General features: G+C 71.3%; 17 protein-coding genes. 14 read left to right on the top strand and 3 right to left on the bottom strand.

Annotated features, from left to right (window positions below; genetic code table 11):
* Positions 1-43: 43 nt before the first annotated feature.
* The 12 genes from ACTYVM_RS34860 (at position 44) to ACTYVM_RS34805 (ending at position 13,256) form a co-directional block, all read left to right on the top strand.
* Positions 44-1,522, top strand: coding sequence for a glutamate-cysteine ligase family protein (locus ACTYVM_RS34860; RefSeq protein WP_445529792.1), 1,479 nt, complete (start codon positions 44-46; stop codon positions 1,520-1,522).
* A gap of 275 nt (positions 1,523-1,797) precedes the next feature.
* A complete protein-coding gene (locus ACTYVM_RS34855; RefSeq protein WP_445529791.1) occupies positions 1,798-2,526 on the top strand; it encodes an MgtC/SapB family protein in 729 nt (242 codons plus the stop codon).
* Positions 2,523-2,801, top strand: coding sequence for a hypothetical protein (locus ACTYVM_RS34850; protein WP_400036221.1), 279 nt, complete (start codon positions 2,523-2,525; stop codon positions 2,799-2,801). Before ACTYVM_RS34855 ends, ACTYVM_RS34850 begins: the two co-directional genes overlap by 4 nt.
* A 461-nt stretch (positions 2,802-3,262) precedes the next feature.
* Positions 3,263-5,182: a DUF2264 domain-containing protein gene (locus tag ACTYVM_RS34845; RefSeq protein WP_445529790.1), complete on the top strand. Its 1,920-nt coding sequence runs from the start codon at positions 3,263-3,265 to the stop codon at positions 5,180-5,182.
* Between the two features lie 444 nt (positions 5,183-5,626).
* Positions 5,627-6,829: an ATP-binding protein gene (locus ACTYVM_RS34840; protein WP_445529789.1), complete on the top strand. Its 1,203-nt coding sequence runs from the start codon at positions 5,627-5,629 to the stop codon at positions 6,827-6,829.
* The gene (locus ACTYVM_RS34835) at positions 6,826-7,671 is read left to right on the top strand and encodes a roadblock/LC7 domain-containing protein (RefSeq protein WP_445529788.1); all 846 of its coding nucleotides are present in this window, start codon (positions 6,826-6,828) and stop codon (positions 7,669-7,671) included. Before ACTYVM_RS34840 ends, ACTYVM_RS34835 begins: the two co-directional genes overlap by 4 nt.
* Positions 7,668-8,045 (top strand): DUF742 domain-containing protein, encoded by a 378-nt coding sequence (locus ACTYVM_RS34830; RefSeq protein ID WP_445529787.1) that lies wholly within the window; start codon positions 7,668-7,670, stop codon positions 8,043-8,045. Before ACTYVM_RS34835 ends, ACTYVM_RS34830 begins: the two co-directional genes overlap by 4 nt.
* A gap of 3 nt (positions 8,046-8,048) precedes the next feature.
* A complete protein-coding gene (locus ACTYVM_RS34825) occupies positions 8,049-8,609 on the top strand; it encodes a GTP-binding protein (protein ID WP_445529786.1) in 561 nt (186 codons plus the stop codon).
* A gap of 13 nt (positions 8,610-8,622) precedes the next feature.
* Positions 8,623-9,975 (top strand): cytochrome P450 family protein, encoded by a 1,353-nt coding sequence (locus tag ACTYVM_RS34820; protein WP_445529785.1) that lies wholly within the window; start codon positions 8,623-8,625, stop codon positions 9,973-9,975.
* 89 nt (positions 9,976-10,064) lie between these two features.
* A complete protein-coding gene (locus ACTYVM_RS34815) occupies positions 10,065-11,312 on the top strand; it encodes a cytochrome P450 (protein ID WP_445529784.1) in 1,248 nt (415 codons plus the stop codon).
* A gap of 5 nt (positions 11,313-11,317) precedes the next feature.
* A complete protein-coding gene (locus tag ACTYVM_RS34810) occupies positions 11,318-12,097 on the top strand; it encodes an enoyl-CoA hydratase/isomerase family protein (protein WP_445529783.1) in 780 nt (259 codons plus the stop codon).
* 229 nt (positions 12,098-12,326) lie between these two features.
* Positions 12,327-13,256 carry an SGNH/GDSL hydrolase family protein gene (locus ACTYVM_RS34805; protein WP_445529782.1) on the top strand — a complete coding sequence of 310 codons (930 nt, stop codon included), beginning with the start codon at positions 12,327-12,329 and terminating at the stop codon, positions 13,254-13,256.
* A 200-nt stretch (positions 13,257-13,456) separates the two neighbouring features.
* On the opposite strand, the gene ACTYVM_RS34800 is transcribed toward ACTYVM_RS34805, so the two are convergent.
* Positions 13,457-14,311: an EamA family transporter gene (locus tag ACTYVM_RS34800; RefSeq protein ID WP_445529781.1), complete on the bottom strand. Its 855-nt coding sequence runs from the start codon at positions 14,309-14,311 to the stop codon at positions 13,457-13,459.
* Between the two features lie 74 nt (positions 14,312-14,385).
* On the opposite strand from ACTYVM_RS34800, the gene ACTYVM_RS34795 reads away from it, so the two are divergent.
* Positions 14,386-15,267, top strand: coding sequence for a MurR/RpiR family transcriptional regulator (locus tag ACTYVM_RS34795; RefSeq protein WP_445529780.1), 882 nt, complete (start codon positions 14,386-14,388; stop codon positions 15,265-15,267).
* A gap of 24 nt (positions 15,268-15,291) precedes the next feature.
* Here ACTYVM_RS34795 and ACTYVM_RS34790 read toward each other — a convergent pair whose 3' ends face one another.
* Positions 15,292-15,828 (bottom strand): DUF2269 domain-containing protein, encoded by a 537-nt coding sequence (locus ACTYVM_RS34790; protein ID WP_400036240.1) that lies wholly within the window; start codon positions 15,826-15,828, stop codon positions 15,292-15,294.
* A gap of 197 nt (positions 15,829-16,025) precedes the next feature.
* Between ACTYVM_RS34790 and ACTYVM_RS34785 the strand changes: the two genes are divergently transcribed.
* Positions 16,026-16,244, top strand: coding sequence for a hypothetical protein (locus ACTYVM_RS34785; RefSeq protein ID WP_400036242.1), 219 nt, complete (start codon positions 16,026-16,028; stop codon positions 16,242-16,244).
* 172 nt (positions 16,245-16,416) lie between these two features.
* Here the strand turns inward: ACTYVM_RS34785 and ACTYVM_RS34780 are convergent, their stop codons facing one another.
* Complete coding sequence (locus ACTYVM_RS34780) at positions 16,417-17,823, bottom strand: FtsW/RodA/SpoVE family cell cycle protein (RefSeq protein ID WP_445529779.1); 1,407 nt, start codon at positions 17,821-17,823, stop codon at positions 16,417-16,419.
* Positions 17,824-18,027: the final 204 nt, after the last annotated feature.

Genomic DNA, 18,027 nt, shown 5'->3' with positions numbered 1-18,027 from the left:
GAGGTGAGGTGAGGTGTCCGAGGAAGGGATTCCGGGAGGGCCGATGGGACGTGACGTCCCGGCGCTGGTCTTCACCCGCGAGGACCGCCGCCGGTACCGGACCAAGATGCAGAAGTGCCTCGACGCGTTCGCGCAGATGCTGCGCGAGTCACGGTTCGAGTCCGAGCGGCCCCAGGTGGGGCTGGAGATCGAACTCAACCTGGGCGACGACGGGGCGGAGCCCGCGATGTGCAACAGCGACGTGCTCGAGGCGATCGCGGACCCCGCCTGGTCGACGGAGCTGGGCCGGTTCAACCTCGAGATCAACATCCCGCCCCGACGGCTGACGGAGGGCGGCCCGGACGCCTGGGAGTCCGAGATCCGCGCCGCGCTGAACCACGCGGAGGACCGCGCCGGTTCGGTCGGCGCGCATCTGATCATGATCGGCATCCTGCCCACGCTGCTCCAGGACGACGTCGGCGAGGCGGCGCTGTCGGAGAACCCGCGCTACCGGCTGCTCAACGACCAGGTCTTCGCGGCCCGGGGCGAGGACCTGCACATCGAGGTGGACGGCGTGGACCGGCTGCGGACCTACGCCGACACGATCACTCCCGAGGCCGCGTGCACCAGTACCCAGTTCCATCTCCAGGTCTCCCCCGAGGAGTTCGCCGGGTACTGGAACGCGGCGCAGGCGATCGCCGGGGTCCAGGTCGCGCTGGCGGCCAATTCGCCGTTCCTGTTCGGCAAGGAGCTGTGGCACGAGACCCGTATCCCGCTGTTCGAGCAGGCCACCGACACCCGCCCCGAGGAGATCAAGGTGCAGGGGGTACGGCCCCGGGTGTGGTTCGGCGAGCGGTGGATCAACAGCGTCTTCGACCTCTTCGAGGAGAACGTGCGCTACTTCCCGGCGCTGCTGCCGCTGTGCGACGAGCAGGACCCCGCGGAGACGCTGGACCGCGGCGACATCCCGGAGCTGGCCGAACTCACCCTGCACAACGGCACGATCTACCGCTGGAACCGCCCCGTCTACGCCATCGCCCACGACAAGCCGCACGTGCGGGTGGAGAACCGAGTGCTGCCCGCAGGACCGACCGTCGCCGACACCCTCGCCAACGGCGCCTTCTACTACGGGCTCACCCGCGCCCTGGTGGAGGAGGACCGGCCGGTGTGGTCGCGGATGTCCTTCTCGGCCGCCGAGGAGAACCTGCACACGGCGGCGCGGCACGGTATGGAGGCACTGCTGTACTGGCCCGGGATGGGCGAAGTACCGGTGGCCGAACTCGTGCTGCGACGGCTGCTTCCGCTCGCCCACCAGGGACTGGAGCGCTCCGGTATGGACGACGCCTGGCGCGAGCCGCTGCTCGGGATCATCGAGCAGCGGTGCGTCACCGGTCGCAACGGCGCGATCTGGCAGAAGGAGATGTTCCACCACATCGACGCCACCGCCCACTGCGGCCGGCACGAGGCGCTGCGGCGCATGACGCGGCAGTACGTCGACTACATGCACCTCAACGCCCCGGGCCACACGTGGCCGGTGGACTGACGGAGGCGTCGGGACGGGCGGTGGCCCTGCGGACCCGGGGATCTCGGGGCCGGGGACCTCCTAGTTGCGTTGATGTGCAAGTATAGTGGAGGTCCGCCGCCGGCATCGAGGAGGTGAGAGACATGGACTCCAGTAGTAGTCCGGGCCGCCCAAGGCCCCGCGTTCCCATGTCCCCCAGCTCCCCGGGCATCCGGTAGCCCGCGGCCCCGCGCCGCGCAGGCGGCCGCCGTGCCCTCGTCCTGCCCCACTCTCCCGGGGCGAGGGGAGGTTCCCTCGTGAACCTGACCACGTTCGACTTCGCCCTCCGGCTCGCGGCCGGCGTCGGCTGCGGCGCCCTGATCGGCGTCGAGCGCCAATGGCGCGCCCGTATGGCCGGCCTGCGCACCAACGCCCTGGTGGCCTGCGGCGCCACCTTGTTCGTCCTCTACAGCGAGGCGGTCGGGGACTCCGGCAGCCCCACCCGGGTCGCCTCCTACGTCGTCTCCGGCATCGGCTTCCTCGGCGGCGGGGTGATCCTGCGTGAGGGCGGCGGCGTCCGTGGCCTCAACACGGCGGCCACGCTGTGGTGTTCGGCGGCGGTCGGGGTGCTCGCCGCCTCAGGCCGGCTCCAGCTGTGCCTGCTCGGCACGGCGGTGGTCCTGGCCGTGCACCTGGTGTTGCGCCCGGCGGGCCGGCTGATCGACCACGTCCCGCAGCGCGACCCGGACCACGAGGGCGTACGGGCCACGGTGCACCTGGTCTGCGACCGCTCCGACGAAACCCATGTCCGCGCCCTGCTGTCGCAGGCCCTCACCGGCGGCGGGGTGGCCGCGACCGGGTTGCGGGTGCGGCGTGACGACGGCGAGACCACGGTGGTGCAGGCCGCCGTGTCCCTGGCCGGGGACCCGGCGCGCGGTCTGGAGCATCTGGTCGCACGCCTGGCCCTGGAGCCCGGCGTCCGGGACCTGCACTGGCATCTGGACGACGCGCCCCTCGGCACGGAGGGGAAGGTGGTGGCGGCATGAGCGACCTCGACGTGCTGCGCGCCCGCCGCGCCGTCCGCCTGGCGGCCCGGCAACTGGCCGAGGACGCCCCGAAGCTCGCCCGCGGCTCCGCGACCGCCTACCGGGCCGGCCTCGCCGTCCGCGCCGCCGCACTGCACAGGGCGGCGCTGGCCGCCTGGTCCTCCGGCATACCCGAGGACGTCATCGCGGCCGACGGACTCCTGCCGCGGGCCGTGGTACGCCGCTGGATCGCGGCCGGACAGCCGTCGCGACGCCCCTGCGACAGCCGGCGCTGACCGCCGACGCCGGTGCCCGCGCGGGCAGCCGACACGACCGGCCTCGCCCTGCCCACCGAACCCCGCGACAGACCTGTCGCGACCGACGACGCCACGGCGAAGTACCGGCGAGCACCCGGACCGGTCCGAGCGGACGACGCCCGGTGTCCCGTGCGCGAGCGGCGGATTGTGTCCGCCGCGACGCGCGAGCCCCCGTGGTCGGGGGGCCGGATCCCGTGCCCTCGGTCGTCACGCTGTCCGAGGAACACCTGTATCCGTCGGGCCCCGTCCGGTAGATGTGGGACGGCTCCGCCCGTTCTCGTCCGCATCCTACCCGGTGGTGATCATGGAATCCCACCCCCACCCGTGCCCGCGGCCGCCCTCGGCCCGCCCCGCCGAGCCCGTGCTCGCCGGCACCGCCCGCCGGGGCTCGGGTCCGGCCGCCACCCTCCCGTCCAACGCGAAAGGCCGGCCTTCCCCGTATGAGCATCCCTTTCGAACTCCCCGCCGAGGACCGCGTGTCGAGTCCCCACACCGGCTACACCCGGGCGCACTGGGCAGCGGTGGCGGACGGGCTCACGGCGGCGGCCTGGCGGTGGAGCACCCCCGGTGACGCCCTGCTCGACCTGCCGGGGCGGCCCTCCCGTTCGGGAACGCGGTCCGACGGTCTCGAGGGGTATGCCCGCACCTTTCTCGCCACCGCCTTCCGCGTGGCCGGTGCCGACGGCGACGACCCGCACGGCCTTCTGGAGCGCTACGCGCGCGGCCTCGCCGCGGGCACCCGTACGCCCGGCCGCGACGACATGGAGTCCTGGCCCTCGATCCTCGACCACCACGTACAAGGCCAGCCGATGGTCGAGTCGGCGTCGGTCGCGCTCGGCCTGCGGCTGACCGCGCCCTGGCTGTGGAAGCACCTCGACGACGGGGTGCGGGACCGGGCGGAGGCCTGGCTGCGCGGGGCGCTGCGGCACACGCCCGCGCCGAACAACTGGTACCTGTTCCCGTTCACCGTCGCGGGGTTCCTGGACTCGGTGGGGCGCGGCGACGCGGAGACCGCCCGGGCCCGGGAGCGCGCGCTGGACCTGCTGGAGGGCTGGTACGCGGGCGACGGCTGGTACTCCGACGGCGACGGCCGCGCCTTCGACCACTACAACGGCTGGGCCCTGCACCTGTACCCGGTGCTCGACGCCCACCTCGGCGACGACTCCGCGCTTCTCGCCCGCTGCGGGGACCGGTTGCGCGCGCATCTGGAGAGCCTCTCGCTGATGTTCGGCGGGGACGGTGCCCCCGTGCACTACGGGCGCTCCCTCACCTACCGTTTCGCCGCCTCGGCCGCGGTCGGGCTCGGCGCCCTGACCGGCCACACGCCGCTGGCTCCGGGTACCTCGCGCCGGCTGATGAGCGGCACTCTGCGGTATTTCCTGGACCGGGGGTCGCTGACCGGTGACGGTCTGCTGAGCCTGGGCTGGCACGGTCCGCACGAGGCCACGCTGCAGGCGTACTCGGGGCCGGCCTCCCCCTACTGGGCGTCGAAGGCGTTCGTGTCGCTGCTGGCGCCGGCCTCCCATCCGCTGTGGACGGCGGTGGAGTCGCCCGCGCCGGTGGAGGAGCGCGACCGGGTGCTCGCCCTGCCGGCCGCCGGGCTGCTGGTGCAGGCGACCCGCGCCGACGGGATCGTACGGCTGCACAACCACGGCAGCGACCACGTCGGTCCGCACCTGGGCGACGCGGCGGCCGGCGACGACCCGCACTACGGGCGTCAGGCGTACTCGACCCGGACCGGCCCGACGGCGCCGGGGAACGTCGCGGACAACCATCTGTCGGTGGAGGTGGACGGCCGGCCCAGCACCCGGCGCCGCGTCCGTCCGCTGGGCGCCGGCCACGGCGACGGCTGGGGCTGGGCGGCGTCCTGGCACCGGCCGGTCTTCGTCACCGGCCCCCCGATGGTGCCGGGCCTGCGGGTGGAGAGCGTCACGGTGGCGTACGGACGTCACGAGCTCCGGGTGCACCGGGTGGTCGGAGCCCCGGCCGGCTCCCGCGTCACGCACACCGGCTGGGCCACCGGACCGGAGCAGGACGCCGTCTCGGCGCTGCACGGGCTGCACGGCTGGGACCCCTCCCCCGGCACGGTCCGCGCCCCCCAGGGCACCGCCTACACCCGGTGGGCCCGGGTGCCGCGCCTCACCGGCCGGACGGAAGGCACGTCCGTGCACGTCAGTCTCGCCACACTGACCGCCGAGCGGGACCCGGAGCCCGCGGTGGAGGCCGTGTCCCGATGCGTGGCCGACGAGACCGGTGTCGAGGTGACCTGGGCCGGCGGCGCACGCACCCGGATCGCCTTCGCCCCGCTGACCGTGTCGCACGACGGGAACCGTGAACTCCCGGGCGCCGTCCATGCGTAATGAACGTGAGCGTGGGCAGCCTCGTCTGTGAAAAAGCAGTGCGGGGTTGTGAGCGTGTGGTGCGCCGAGCGCACGACGGACCGTCAGATTCACGCTCTGCACCGGGACTTGACCGCCTAAATGGTAGATATCACGCAATCTGCCTTATGTAGCGAACACATAACGGTTAACGGGCCGGCGGCGGCAAGCAACACCCCGCATATCAGGGCGCAACCAAGTGGCGAACGCTGCTGGGCACTTGCCCTCATGGAGTTGCGGAGGGTCCCCTAAGTGAGTGATAGCATCCCCGCGTCTGTGACCTTGGTCCACTCGGCTCGCGCACCGCATTGAGGTCGGTCTGTTCTCAACGCGACAGCGGTCGGGTCGCTTTGAGTGGTTGCGCCACGGACTCCCACGAGGTGCCACCCACCCACGGCTGCAGACCAAACGCCAGGAAAGGTTTCCATGATTCGAGACGCACTTGTGTGGTGCCTGGTTGCCGCGGTGGTGCTCGCCGTCGCCGCGGCCCTGGTGCTCTATCGTCGGAACAATGCCATCACGACGAAAAAGAGCCAGGCCGAGGCTGCCTACACGCAGAAGTTGAGCGAGGCCGAGGGGCAACTTGCCACGGTGTGGCATGAATTGCAGCGCCACAAGGCCGAGCACGACCAGACCATCCGAGAGGCCGAAGAGGGGGCGGAGGAAAGCACCAAGGCCGTCCTCAAGGGCTCCGCGCGCTTTCTGCAGAGCCTCGCGGCCGAGCAGTTGGCACTTCTTGAGGAGATTCAGCGGAAGTACGGCGGACACGCCGTGCTGGCGGATCTGCTGGAAGTGAACCACGCCAATGCGCAAATGGCGCGTAAGGCTCAGGGCATTGCCGTGATGTGCGGTGCGCCGCTGGGTCGCCGCAGTAAGCCCGCCAGTGTTTATGACGTGGTGCGCAGCGCGCAGGGTCAGATTCGCAACTTCCGCCGTGTCGAAATCATGCAGCAGACCGGTTTCGCGTTGAAGGCGTCCGCCGTTTCCCCGGTCGCTCTCGCGGTCGCGGAACTCCTCGACAACGCCGCCAGTTTCTCCCAGCAGGGTTCGCCGATCGAGGTGACCTTCCAGCGGGTGCAGAAGAACCTGTGCATCGTCATCGACGACGCCGGTGTCGGCATGAACGACGAGGACCGGCTCAAGGCGTCCACCCTGCTGGCGGGCGAGTTGCGCCCCCGGCTGTCCCAGCTGGGCAACCAGCCGAAGTTCGGTTTCCCCGTCATCGGCCTGCTCGCCCAGCAGTACGGCTTCCGGGTGGACGTCACCGGCATCTCCCGCTACGGCGGTGTCCGGGCGGTCGTCCTGCTGCCGGAGGAACTGTGGACCGAGGAGGACATCACGCCGCCCGAGATCTCCCAGGTCAGCCCGATCCGCAGCGCGACGGGCCGCTCCGAGGCCGGGACGCGTACCGCGCACGGCCTGCCCAAGCGGGGGTCCCGCCAGGTGCCCATAGCCAGTGTTCCCGACGCCGTTCCCGACGCCGTTCCCAACAGCGACCACCGGGCCGAGCCCGTCGCACCGTCGGACGAGGCCGGCCGCGCCGGCCGAAGCCTGGGAGCCTTCCAGCGCGGCACGATCTCGGGCCGGAACCTCTCCGCGGCTCCGTTCGAAGGGTCCGATAACGCATGACCAGCGACCTGTCGTGGATGCTCGAGGACATCGTGAGCAACGTGCCGAAGGCGCGGCACGCTGTTCTGCTGTCCGCAGACGGTCTCCCCCGCGGAGCGACCGACGGCATGTCGGAGAAGGACGTGCGCACCATATCCGCCGCCATGGCGGGGATGCAGGCGCTGAGCCGGGCGACCTCCCACTTCGCCGGTCCGGGTGAGGACAGGCAGTGGAACCAGACGATCATCGAGTTCTCCCACGGCTGGATCTTCCTGATCGGGGCGGGGCAGGGTGCCTACCTCGCCGCGGCCGCGGCGCCCGACGTCGACATGCAGCAGATCTCCTTCCGCATGCACCGGCTCGTCGCCAGGCTCGGCAACAACCTCACCTCGCCGCCCCGGGTGAACGCGGAGGCCGCGGCCGAGCGTTCCGGCCGTGCCGGGGGCCACCAGGGCGCCAGGCGGGGAACCGGCCTCCCGATCGCCGAACTCGACGAGGCGGTCGGCGCGGTGCGGGGAGCCCGCCACGCGGTGCTGCTGGGCGCCGACGGTCTGCCCCGCGGGGCCACCACGGGCATGAGCCAGGACCTGGCGGACACGATCTCGGCGGCGATGACGGGCATCCACGCCTACAGCCGCGCCACCTCGCAGTTCGCCGGTGTGCACGAGCACGCCCGATGGCGGCAGACGGTCATCGAGTTCCAGCACGGCTGGATCTTCCTGATCTCGGCCGGTCACCGCGCCTTCCTGGCCGCGGCGGCCGACCACGACGCCGACATCGAGGAGTTCACGACCCGGCTGCACCAGGTGGTGCCCCGGCTGAGCGCCCACCTGTCACCGCACGGGGCGGTGAGCAGCCAGTGAACAACGAGCCCGATCTCGAGCTGACCTCGGCATTAGTACCACTGTTCGTGGTCACGAACGGGCGTTCCCTGCCCCCGGACCACGCCTACGAGCGCACGACCCTGGTGTCCGCCGAGGACGGTGTCTCCGCCGCCGGCCTCATGCTTTCCCCGGAGGCGGGCCAGGTTCTGGAGATGGTCACGGACGGCTTTCTGTCCGTCGCCGAAGTGGCCGCTCATACGCACCTGCCGCTGGGGATCGTGCGGATTCTTCTGGCGGAGTTGGAAGAGGGCGGCCTCGTCATCACGAGGAAGCCCGTCCCCCGCGCCGAACGTGTCGATCGGGAAATCCTCAGCGCGGTACTCGATGGCCTCAAAGCCCGATTCGGAGCGTGATACGTGTACCTGGATTCAGCCGTCTCCACCGCGGTCAAGATCCTTGTGGTGGGCCACTTCGGAGTCGGGAAGACCACGTGCATCGGAAGTATCTCCGAGATCGAGCCTTTGCGGACCGAAGAGGAGATCACCGAAGCGAGTGTGGGATTTGACGATCTGTCGGGAACTCCGGACAAGACGACCACGACGGTCGCCATGGACTTCGGCCGTCTGACCATCAGCGACGAGGTGGTGCTCTACCTCTTCGGAACGCCTGGTCAGGAACGGTTCAAAGAGATGTGGGAAGAGCTGTCCCGGGGTGCTCTCGGCGCCCTGGTGCTGGTCGACCCCGAGCGGCTCTCCGAGTCCTTCCCGGTCCTCGACCTGGTCGAGCGTTTCGGCCTGACCTACGCCATCGGCGTCAACCGCTTCGAAGGCACCACCGACTACCCGCTCGCGGAGGTGCGCGAGGCGCTGAACCTGTCCGCTCAGACCCCCGTCGTCACCTGTGACGTACGGGACGAGAACTCCGCGGCGCAGGCCCTCATCACCCTCGTGCACCACCTTCTGTCCCTCATTTCTTAGGAGCGACCCGCACATGCAGCAGCATCCCGGCATACAGGGGCCTCCTCCCGGCTGCCCCGCCCACGCCAACGTCCCGGTCTACGGACCGCAGTTCGGCTCCGATCCCGACAGCCTCTACGAGTACCTGCGCACCCTCGGCCCGAGCGCGCCGGTCGACGTCGCCCCGGACGTCCAGGTCGAGCTGGTCACCAGCTACGACGCGGCGCTGTACATCCTTCAGAACCCCGCCTCGTTCGTCCGGGACTCCCGGCGCTGGAACGCGCTGAACCAGGGACGTGTCCCCGAGGACAGCCCGGCGGTGCCGATGATGGGGTACCGACCCAACGCGCTGTTCAGTGACGGCGCGGCGCACGCCCGGCTGCGCCAGGCGGTCACGGACAGTCTGGCCAGCGTCAACGAGCTGCACCTGGTGCGGCAGACCCAGCAGTCCGCCGACTACCTGATCAGCCGGTTCAGCACCGACCGCCTGGGCCAGGCCGAGTTGATGGCCGACTACGCCCAGCCACTGCCGCTGCTGGTCTTCAGCGACCTGTTCGGGTGCCCGCCGGAGATCGGCGACCGCGTCATCGTCGGCATCAGCGGCATCTTCGACGGCACCCCCAACTCCGACCAGGTGCTGGCCGAGGCGCTCGGGGAGCTGATCGCCCTCAAGCGGCGCCGTCCCGGGCAGGACCTGACCACCCGTCTGATGGAGCACGCCGCGGGGCTGACCGACGAGGAGGTGCTGCACCAGCTGGTGACCCTGCTCTCCGGAGGCACCGCTCCCCTGGCGGCGGCCATCGGCACGAGCAGCGCGCTGATCCTCGACGAGCAGTGGCAGGCCGGCCTGCCGATCGAGGACGCCGTCACCCAGGTCCTGTGGAACTACGCGCCGATCGCCAACTACGCGGCCCACTACCCGACGCACGACGTGGAGTTGGGCGGCAGGACGCTCAAGGCCAACGACCCGGTCCTGATCTCCTTCGCGGCGGCCAACACCGATCCCCGGCTGGCCGAACACCGTGAGCAGCTCAGCGCGAAGGCGCATCTGGCCTTCGGCGCCGGCCCGCACGCCTGCCCGGCCAAGGACCCGGCGTTCATGATCGCCGTGACCGCCGTCGAGTCCCTCCTCAACCGGCTGCCCGACGTCGAAGTGCGGGTGCCGTTCAAGGACCTGAGCTGGGTTCCGGCACCGTGGAGCCGTTCGCTGGTCGCGCTCCCGGTCCGGTTCACGCCCCGGGTCGTGGCGCCTGCGCCCGCTCAGGCGCAGGCGGCCACCCCCGCGCCGCTCGCCTCCACCGCACCGCCCCGACCTGCGGCGACGTCCGCGGCCAAGCCCAAGGCCGGCATGTTCAGCCGCTTCCTGGCGTGGACTCGAGGGGAGTGACGAAGGCAACCCCGACCGGCATAGTCATCTCGTATGTTCAAGCCACCGCTGGGGTATGCATGGCGGCTGATACCTAGAAAGGAGCCGTCGTGGAGACAGCGGTAACTCCGCCCCCCGACAGACGTTTTGCGGTCTCGCTCTTCTCTCGTCTACGGACGTCGAAGGGCCAGGCCAACCCCTTTCCGATCTACGCGGAGCTTCGGTCGAGGGGCGGAGTCGTCGCGGCGCCCTGGGGAGGTCATCTCGTGACGCGCTTCGACCTGTGCGATCAGGTCCTGCGCAACCGGGACTGGCTGGAGCCGGACGCCCGCTGGCGTGAACAGCAGGGGGACGGCACCCGTTGGACCGCCCCCTCCTCACGCGAGATGAGCAGGACGCTGCCCGCCCTCAATCCCCCCGAACACACCTGGGTGCGCCGGTCGGCCGGCATGTTCGACCGCACCTCCCTGGAGGAGATCCGTGGCACGGTGAGCCGTATCACGGGTCGGCTCATGGACTCTCTCGCCGATCAACTGCGCGAGGGAGAGGCCGATTTCAACGCCCTGGTCAGCGAGGAACTGCCGGTCGCCACCATCGGGCACTGGCTGGGCCTGCCGAGCGCCGACTTCCCGCGGCTGCGCGAGCTGACCCACGACCAGGTCTTCACCCAGGAGTTGCTGCCCTCGGCCAGCCAACTGGCGCTGTCCGACGCGGCCACGGCCGAACTGCGCACCTACTTCCTGGAACTGGTCCGCGAACGGCGTGCCCACCCGGGCGACGACCCCGTCTCCCGCTGGATCACGCTCTGGGACGACATGGAGAGCGACCGGGACAGGGCGGACGAGGCCGTCTACTTCCTGGCGCTGTTCGTGCTGCTGGCGGCCCTGGAGACGACGTCCACCCTCTTGTCCACCATGACCCTGCTGCTCCTCGAACACCCCCGGCAGTGGAACCGGCTCACCGTCACCCCCGACCTGGTGCCGGCCGCCGTGGAGGAGTCGTTGCGCTACGACCCGCCCACCCATGTGATCAGCCGGGTCTCCTCCAGGGACACCGAACTGGGCGGTGTCGAGGTGCGCAAGGACGAGATGGTCCACCTCATGGTGGGAGCGGCCAACCGCGATCCCGCCAAGCACGAGGATCCCGAGTTGTTCAACCTGCACCGCAAACCGGCACACCTGGCCTTCAGCGGCGGCATTCACTACTGCCTCGGCGCACCCCTGGCCCGGCTGGAGGCCCAGACCCTCCTGCACCACCTGGTCGGGCGCTTCCCGAACCTCACGCTCGTGCGCCGTCCCACGTGGGCGCCGCGCGTGGCGTTCCGGCGCCCGCTGAACCTGGATGTCGCTCTCATATGATCGAAATGACCAATATCCTCGATACCTTCCCTTACAAAGCGATACACGTCGAGCAGGACGGACCGGTGCTCCAGGTCCGGCTCAACCCGTCGGCGCAGGACAGCTCGCTGACCGTCGCGGCTCTCGACGACCTCCTCTCCCTGCTCAACAGCCTCCATGACCGGCCCGACATCCGGGTGTTGCTGCTGTCGGCGGTGGGCGACGACTTCTGCCTCGGCGCCGATCGCGACGAGTTCCGGGCGGCACTGGCGGAAGACCCGACCGGCGGTGCCATGCGCCGCATCGTGGACAAGGCCTACCGGGTGTGCGACGCCCTGGAGAACTCGCACGCGGTGACGATCGCCAGACTCCACGGCAAGGTCGTGGGCGCGGGACTGGCGCTCGCCTCCTTCTGCGACCTGCGCGCGGGAGCGGACACCTGCCGGTTCCGCATGCCGGAGATCGCCCTCGGTCTGCCCCCTGCCTGGGGAGGGGCCATGGGCCGCCTGGTCGCCGAGGGCGGGTCCGCCAGGATCCGCGAACTGATGCTCACCTGCGAGCCGTTCGACGCGGCCACCGCCCACCGGCTCGGGCTCCTGCACAAGGTCGCGCCCGTGGAGGAGCTGGACGCGGCCGTCGACACCTGGATCAGGCCCCTCGTCCGGCGCGCGCCGGAGGCCCTCACCCTCACCAAGCGCATGCTCGCCGGCTACGCGCGGGCGGACCGCACCGCCGATGTGGCGCTGCTCGACGCCCATCTCCTCACCGCGCAGCTCAACCAGGGCCGTGCGGTGGCCCAGCGCTGACCGCGTTCTCGGTCCGTACGCGCCCGACGCCTGCCCGGTGTCGGGCGCGTACGGCGTTTCCGGCGTCCGTGACGACGACGGGCCGGCCGTCGCCGTGCGCTCGCCGTCGCCGCGTCACACCTCTGGCCCCGGGGACCTACCGAACGGTATACAAGCCCGGTCGAACGTGCGACGGCGGCGCCGCCCGGTGCCGGCCGCGTGCGATGTCCCGGCCCAGGGGGAGGAACTGATGGTTCATCGGGAACGTTCGGGTGTGGCGGCCGCGAAGCGGCGGTGGCCGGTCGCGGTGGGGGCGGCGCTCGGCGGATGCGCGCTCGTCGCCGCCTCCGCGGTGCCCGCCTCGGCGCACGGCACCGGGCCCGGCGCGGGATCCGGCCCTGGCGGGCACTACGTGTCGCTCGGGGACTCCTACACCTCCGGCCCCGGAATCCCCGGGCAGGTCGATGCCGACTGCGGGCGTTCGGACCGCAACTACCCGTCGATCGTGGCGGCCGAGCGGAAGGTCGCCTCGTTCCGGGACGTGAGCTGCGCCGGGGCGACGACCGAGGAGATGTGGAAGCCGCAGGGCGCCAACGACGCCCAGCTCAACGCCCTGCGCAAGGACACCGACCTGGTGACGGTCCAGATCGGTGGCAACGACGTCGGGTTCGGCTCCATCATCGCCACCTGCGCCGCGCTCGGCTCCCAGCAGCCGACCGGAGACCCCTGCCGCCGCCACCACGCCTCGTCCGGCATCGACCGGCTGACGCTCGACATCGCGCGGACGGCACCGAAGGTGGACCGTGTGCTGCGGGCCGTGCACGCCCGGGCGCCGCACGCCCGGGTGCTCGTCGTCGGCTATCCGGACCTGCTGCCCGACGACGGCAGCGGCTGCTTCCCATCGGTGCCGTTCGCCTCGGGGGACTTCCCCTATCTGCGGGACACCGAGAAGCGGCTGAACACGATGCTCCGCCTGGTGGCCGCGTGGAACCGCGCGGAGTACGTCGACACCTACCGGCCCACGGTCGGCCACGACATGTGCAAGACCCCCGCGGACCGCTGGATCGAGCCGTTGCAGCCGGCCTCCCCCGCGGCCCCGGCCCACCCCAACGCCCAGGGCGAACAGGCCATGGCCCGCGCGGTGCTGGAGGCGCTGGGCAAGCGGCACGGGCAAGGCTGAGTCACGACGGCGGTGTACGGCGACCGGTCACCCGCCGCACACCGCCGTCGGCGCGTTCGACCGACATGCCCGAACCAGCTCCCCCTGGTACACCCACGGGCAAGCATGGGTTGACTGAGGTCATCTCGCCTTCGCTGGTGGCGGGCCGCGCCTCGTAGCCGCGGACCGGCCGACGGCCGGGCGCTTGCCGGACCGGGCGTTCAGGTGTGTGCGAGTTGGAGCACGGCGATGCCCGCCACCACGGTGACGCTCGCGGCCAGCCGTCGGGCGCCCAGCCGCTCGCGGAAGAACACGGTCCCGAGCAGCGCGGCGATGACGATGCTCGTCTCGCGGAGGGCGGCGATGGACGCCAGGTCGCCGTGATCCTGCGCCCATACCACCAGTGCGTACGCGGTCAGTGAGAGCAACCCACCGGTCAGTCCGCGCATCGTGGCGCACCGCAGCCGGGGCACGAGTGCGCGCCCGCGCAGCGCGAGGGCGCCGGCGCAGAAGAGCATGCCCTGCAGCAGGAAGCTCCAGGCTATGTAGCCGAAGACGCTGTCCGAGCGCCGTACGCCCGTGCCGTCGACGACCGTGTACGAGGCGATCATGACGCCGGTGCCGAGGGCAGCCGTCAGCGCCGGCAACCGGGTGCGGTCCGGCAAGCCGTCCGCCAGGGCGAGGGCAACCAGTCCGGCGGAAATGACCAGGACGCCGGTGAGTTCGGGGGCTGACAGCTCCTGGCCGAGAACGCTCACGGAGACGACGGCGACCAGCATGGGGGCGACGCCGCGCGCCACCGGGTACATCTGGCCGAAGTCACCGAGCCTGTACGCCTGGAGCAGCAGCGTCTGATAGGCGACCTGGAGCACGGCCGAGGCCGCGATGAAAGGCCAGGCGGCAGAGTCGGGGAGCGGGGTGAAACAGACCCAGACCGCACTGACGCCGACGAAGACGAGGTTGATCAGGGTGAAGCCGGCGAGCTTGTTCGGCATCGCGTGCGCCAGTGCGTTCCACACGGCGTGCAGCACCGCTGCGGCGAGCACCACTACGGGCACGGCTGTGCCTGCTTGCATGAACACATCCATGAGCGTCGACCGTTCCAGGAGCTGAAGCGGTTGGGAATCGGATTCCGCATTATGCTACTCGCATGGAACACCATTCCCCGACCGGGAGTCCTTCGGCCGACGCACGGACCGTTGACGTACAGAATCTCGCCGCCCACGTACGCGCCCGGCTGCCGCAACTGCGCGACGCGGAGGCCAGGGTCGCTCAGGTCCTGCTCGATCAGGGCCCCGAACTGGTCCGGCTGAGCGTCAGTGACGTCGCCGCGATGGCGCACACGGCTCCCTCCTCCGTAATCCGCGCCTGCCAGCGGCTGGGCTTCCGCGGCTATCAGGAGGTGAAGATCACGGCGGCACGGGAGGCGCCCCGGCCCACCCCGCCGGAAAGCGCCGACCCCACCTCCCGCGCGTTGGCCGACACCGTGCAAGCGGCACGCGAGGCCCTGGACGGGCTGTCCGCGACCGTCTCCCCCGACCACCTGCGCACCGCCGCCGAGGCCCTGCACGGCGCGAGCCGGATCCTGGTCGTCGGTGCGGGCCTGTCCACGGCCGTGGCCACCGACGCGGCCTACCGTCTCAGGGCCCTGGGCTGCGCCGTCGACTCCCCCACCGACCCCCTCACCGCCGAGGTGGCCGCCTCGTTGCTTCCGGCGGACGCCGTCTGCCTGGCCGTCAGCCACACCGGCGCCACCCGTACCACCGTGGACGCCGCCCGGCGGGCCCACGCGCGCGGAGCCACCGTCATCTCACTCACCAGCTACGCCCGTTCACCGCTGACCGAGACCAGCCAGTGCACGCTGCTTGCCGGCGGCCAGGACCTCACCCTGGGCCTCGAAGCCGTCGCGGGCCGCCTCGCTCATCTCGTCGTGGTCGACGCGCTGGCCCTCAGCCTGCTGGCCCTGCGCGGTTCGGACGCCCAACAGGCCCTGGCGGTTTCCGCAGAGGTCACCGCCGCTCACGCGTACTGACCTCGCGCATCCGTCCGGCCAGGTTCAGACCGGCCGGCTCAGGGGGCGGGCGGTGTGGGACGCGCGCTGGGAGGCGCGGTGCCGTCGGCCGCGGCGGGTCAGGCCCCAGGGTTTGAGCACGGAGATCACCGTCATGAAGACGTACGAGGTCAGGGAGACGATCGGGCCCATCAGGACTCCGCGGGAGTCGGCCGGCGGCTCGCCCGCGGCGACGTCGTGGACCATCGAGTTCAGGCCCGGGCGCAGCACGAGGACGGTGGCGGCGGTCGTGGCCAGGGTCAGCCAGAACTTCGTGTAGACCCAGCGGTGCCGTGCCAGCCCCCACGGGGTACCCAGAGACAGCACCAGACCGCTGAGCAGGGTGAGGAACGCGACCGGCAGCAGGAGCCAGTCGGCGAAGAGTTTCATGGCGCGGACGGAGGTCTCCACGGTCACCGCGGAGTGCGTGGTGACCGCGGCGATCCCGAGGGCGAGCAGTCCGAGGGAGAGTCCCAGCCAACTGGCGGAGGCGACCACATGGACCACGAGGAAGGCACGGCGTGCGGGGCGGCTTGTTCTCACCCGCCACACGGTGCCGGACGGCGGCGCGACCGGCGTCCGACGGGGGGAGTAACCCGGTGTACCGGCCTCGGCGTACACGGCCGGGACTGCTCCGTTCGGGTGCGCGTGGGCCACGGCGCCGACCGCGGGGCCCGCCCGCCGCTCACGCTGGGGACAGCGCCCCACCGGGCCGGCACCCCCTGACCAAGGAGAGCGACATGCCCATCGACACCGTCGAGCGTTTCCTGACCGCCCTCGACCCGCACCACCGGGAGCGCGTCCAGGGCCTGTCACGCAAGGAACAGGAGAGCCTCGCCGCCGCCTGGGAGGCGGAGCTGCGGCAGGACACCGACCTCGACACGCTGAGCGAGCTCTCGCCGCCCGCGGCCGAGTGCGAGGCGGCGGCGCGCGTGGCCAGGAGGCTCCTCGAACGCTGAACGGCGGCTCGGCCCCGGCGCCCTGGCGACCGGCCGGCCTCCGACGGGGCCGCCCGTACGAGCCCCGTACGCACTCCGGGTCGGCGGCCGCGGGAGTACGCGGCCGCCGACGCCGTACTCCCCCCGTCGTACGGCCGCGTCGCTCAGACCCCGGTTGCCCCGGGGCGCCGGGTCACCGGCGGACCAGTTGGGTCTCGGCGGCGTCCAGGTCCGCCACCGGGACGGGCTCGGGGCGGCGCGCGGTGTCGCTGACCTTGAGCAGGAGGGCGACGAGCAGCCAGTTGGCGACCATCGCCGAGCCGCCCTGGGCCAGGAACGGCAGGGCCTTGCCGGTGAGCGGGATGAGCCCGGTGACACCGCCGACGACGACGAACACCTGGAGCACCAGCGTGGTCGCCAGACCGGCGGCCAGCAGCTTGCCGAAGGGGTCGGTCACGGTGATCGCGGTGCGCAGGCCGCGTTCGGCGAGCAGCGCGTACAGCAGGATCACCGCCATCACGCCGACCAGGCCGAGTTCCTCGCCGACGGTGGTGAGGATGAAGTCGCTGCGCCCGGCGAAGCCGATGAGCTCGGGGTGGCCCTGGCCGAGGCCGGAACCGAACATCCCGCCGGAGCCGAAGCTGAACAGCGCCTGGGCCGCCTGGTCGGAGATCAGGCCGGCCGGTCGCTGCTCCGGAGGGAGGTAGATGTCCATGGGGTGCAGCCAGGCGACGACTCGGCCGTGGACGTGCGGTTCGAAGGAGCCCACGACGAAGGCTCCGACGGCGAACATGGCGACGCCGAACACCACCCAGCTGGTCCGCTCGGTCGCGACGTACAGCATGATCACGAAGGCGCCGAAGAAGATGAGCGAGGTGCCGAGGTCCCGTTCGAAGACCAGGACGAGCAGGCTGATGACCCACACGGCAGCGATCGGACCGAGCTGCCGCCCTCGCGGCAGGTACATGCCCATGAAGCGTCGTCCGGCCAGCGCCAGGGCGTCCCTGCGGAGCGTCAGGTACCCGGCGAAGAAGAGCACGATCACGATCTTCACGAACTCGCCGGGCTGGAAGGACAGCGGCCCGAGGAAGATCCAGCGCTTGGCGCCGTAGACGTCGCCGGGATAGAAGGCCGGAGCCATCAGCAGCACCAGGCCCACGGTGACGGCCAGGTAGGGGTAGCGCTGGAGCCGGCGGTGGTCCTTGAGCGTGATCACGACCGCGATGAATCCGGCGACCGCGAGGGCGACCCACATGACCTGCCCGCCGACCGCCGTGGGCGAGCCGTACCGGGCCTCGTAGGCCATGTCGAGGCGGTGGATCAGGACGATGCCCAGGCCGGTGAGCAGGGTGGAGAGGGGCAGGATCAGCGGGTCGGCGTGCGGGGCGAACCGCCGTACCGCCAGGTGGCACAGCAGCGGCAGCAGGGCCAGGAGGGCGACGTGGACCACCATGCCGGGCGGCAGGCTGCCCGTGATCGCGAGGGAACTGCCCGCGTAGCCGAATCCGCAGATGAGCACGGCTCCCAGCAGCAGCGCCAGTTCCAGATTGCGGCTGCCCTGATCGCCGCCCCGACTCGCTGCTCGGACTCGGCCGCCCATGGCCTCTCCCCCCGTCACGTTCTGCCGGTCTCCCGTCTCGGGACCCGGTGACATCCGGCACGACTATACAGTTGCGCAATGACGCAACTAAACGTCGAGGGGCGGGGATGGCCGGGGTGGCGGCGCCGGGACCCGCGGGGCCCCGGCGCCGGCGCCCCCCCAGGCCCCAGGGTACACACCCCAACCTGCCGAGGCACACGACTC

The organism is Streptomyces cyslabdanicus, assembly GCF_052663305.1.
The sequence above is the reverse complement of the archived record's forward strand: the minus strand, read 5'-3'. Positions and strand labels throughout refer to the sequence as shown.